1 rRNA gene is annotated in these 2,648 nt (G+C 61.8%); it reads left to right on the plus strand.

The window, feature by feature from the left end:
• Nucleotides 1-2,648: ribosomal RNA gene (locus EKD05_RS25310) — 23S ribosomal RNA — on the plus strand; the annotation flags it as partial.

Consider the following 2,648-nt stretch of genomic DNA (forward strand, 5'->3'; position numbering starts at 1 on the left):
AGGGAAGACATGATGAGCACACGATGGATGCCCTGGCGCTGCATGCCGATGAAGGACGGGGCACCGCTCCGAAAAGCTCTGGGGAGCCGCAAGCAGGCGTTGAGCCAGAGATATCCGAATGAGGCAACTCACCCTTCAGGGGGTACCGCCGCAAGGCGGAGGGAACCCGGCCAACTGAAACATCTCAGTAGCCGGAGGAAGAGAGAACGACACCCGTAGTAGTGGCGAACGAACCGGGTGAGGCCTAAACCGCCGTGGTGCCAAGGCACCAGCCGTTGCCACGGCGGGGTTGGAGGGCGTGTCACGGGGGCCTGGTGGCCCCCACGCTGGGAACCGAACGGAGACCAATCGCGCTGGAAAGCCGAACCAAAGAGCGTGAGAGTCGCGTCGTCGCGTTCCTGCCCCGGCGGAGACGACCCTGAGTAGGGCCAGGCACGAAGAACCTGGTCTGAAGCTGGGCTGACCACAGTCCAAGGCAAGCTACATGCAGCGACCGATAGCGGACAGTACCGTGAGGGAACGGTGAAAAGAACCCCGGCGAGGGGAGTGAAAGAGAACCTGAAATCGTGTGCTTCCAAGCCGTCGGAGCCGAGCGCAAGCTGGGTGACGGCGTGCCTTTTGGAGTATGATCCGGCGAGTTACCCGGCGTGGCATGGTTAAGGCAGGGACAGCCGGAGCCAGAGTGAAAGCGAGCCTGCAGAGGGCGCAGGTCGCGCGGGGTAGACGCGAAACCACGTGAGCTTACCATGGGCAGGCTGAAGCGTCCCTAACAGGACGTGGAGGGCCGCACCGGTGTGGGTTACAAACCGCTCGGATGACCTGTGGTAAGGGGTGAAATGCCAATCGAACGTGGAGATAGCTCGTTCTCCCCGAAATGCATTGAGGTGCAGCCGTGGGACGTCGCGGCTGGAGGTAGAGCACTGTTGTTGTGCGGGGGCTTCACCGCTTACCAAGCGACGGCAAACTCCGAATGCCAGCCTGCGAGCACCACGAGTGAGACGGCGGGTGCGAACATGCGTCGTCAAGAGGGAAACAACCCAGACCGCCAGCTAAGGCCCCGAAGTAACCGCTCAGTGGGAAAGGTTGTGGCGCCGCGGAGACAACCAGGAGGTTGGCTTAGAAGCAGCCATCCTTGAAAGAGTGCGTAAGAGCTCACTGGTCGAGTAGCGCTGCGCCGATGCTTCACCGGGGCAAAGCGGTTCGCCGAAGCTGCGGGTCGTTGGGAACAACGACGGTAGGGGAGCGTCGCACCAGCGGCGAAGCGAAGGCGGAAGCGTTCGTGGAGCGGGTGCGAGTGCGAATGCCGGAATGAGTAACAGAGAAGTGGGGTGCGAACCCCCACCGCCGAAAGCCTGAGGGTTCCGCCGCACGGGTGCTCCGCGGCGGGTTAGTCGGGCCTAAGGGGTAGGCGCAAGCCGAACCCGATGGACAACAGGTTCATAGTCCTGTACTACCGACTGGTCGTTTGACGAATGCCGGATGCTGAGGGGGAGTCGCCGCGACGAGACGAGCGTCGTCCAAGCCGGTAGGGAGGAAGGTGCGGCAAATCCCATCTTCCGTTGACCGAGAGGCGAAGGGGAGTGGTGCATGCACCGCGACGGCGAGGCACCTGCGCAGCCAAGAAAGGCCGGCTACGGAGACCAGCGGTACCCGTACCGCAAACCGACACAGGTAGGCAGGTCGAGGAGACCAAGGCGGACGAGTGATCCCTAGTTAAGGAACTCGGCAAATTGACCCCGTACCTTCGGAAGAAGGGGTGCTGCGCTAGGGTGAAGCCTGTACAGGTGGAGCGCGAGGCAGCCGCAGGGTCCAGGCCCGGGCGACTGGATAACAGAACCACAGCTCCCTGCTCAAAGCGTAAGCTGACGTATAGGGGGTGATGCCTGCCCAGTGCCGGAAGGTTAAGGGGAGGGGTGCAAGCTCCGAACCGAAGCCCCGGTAAACGGCGGCTGTAACTATAACAGTCCTAAGGTAGCGAAATTCCTTGTCGGGTAAGTTCCGACCCGCACGAAAGGCATCACGATCTGGGCACTGTCTCAACTAGGGGCTCGGTGAAATTGCAGTGGCCGTGAAGATGCGGCCTACTCAGAGCGGGACAAAAAGACCCCGTGGAGCTTTACTACAACTTGCCATCGGGTGGATCGGTACGATGCGTAGGATAGGTGGGAGGCCGCGAACGTGCCCTTGTGGGGGTGCGGGAGCCGACGGTGAAATACCACTCTTCGTGACGGTGTACCCTCACCCGGAAACGGGGACGGTGGCTGGTGGGTAGTTTGACTGGGGCGGTCGCCTCCCAAAAGGTAACGGAGGCGCGCAAAGGTACCCTCACGCGGGATGGTCATCCGCGAGCGCGTGCAACGGCACAAGGGTGCTTGACTGCAAGGCAAACCGGCCGCGCAGGGACGAAAGTCGGCCGTAGTGATCCCACAGTGCTGCGTGGAAAGGCTGTGGCTTAACGGATAAAAGCTACCCCGGGGATAACAGGCTCAGACCTCCCAAGAGTTCATATCGACGGAGGAGCGTGGCACCTCGATGTCGGCTCGTCGCATCCTGGGGCTGGAGTAGGTCCCAAGGGTTGGGCTGTTCGCCCATTAAAGCGGCACGCGAGCTGGGTTCAGAACGTCGTGAGACAGTTCGGTCTCTATCCG

This window comes from Candidatus Chloroploca sp. Khr17 (genome assembly GCF_004138165.1).
GTDB lineage: Bacteria > Chloroflexota > Chloroflexia > Chloroflexales > Chloroflexaceae > Chloroploca.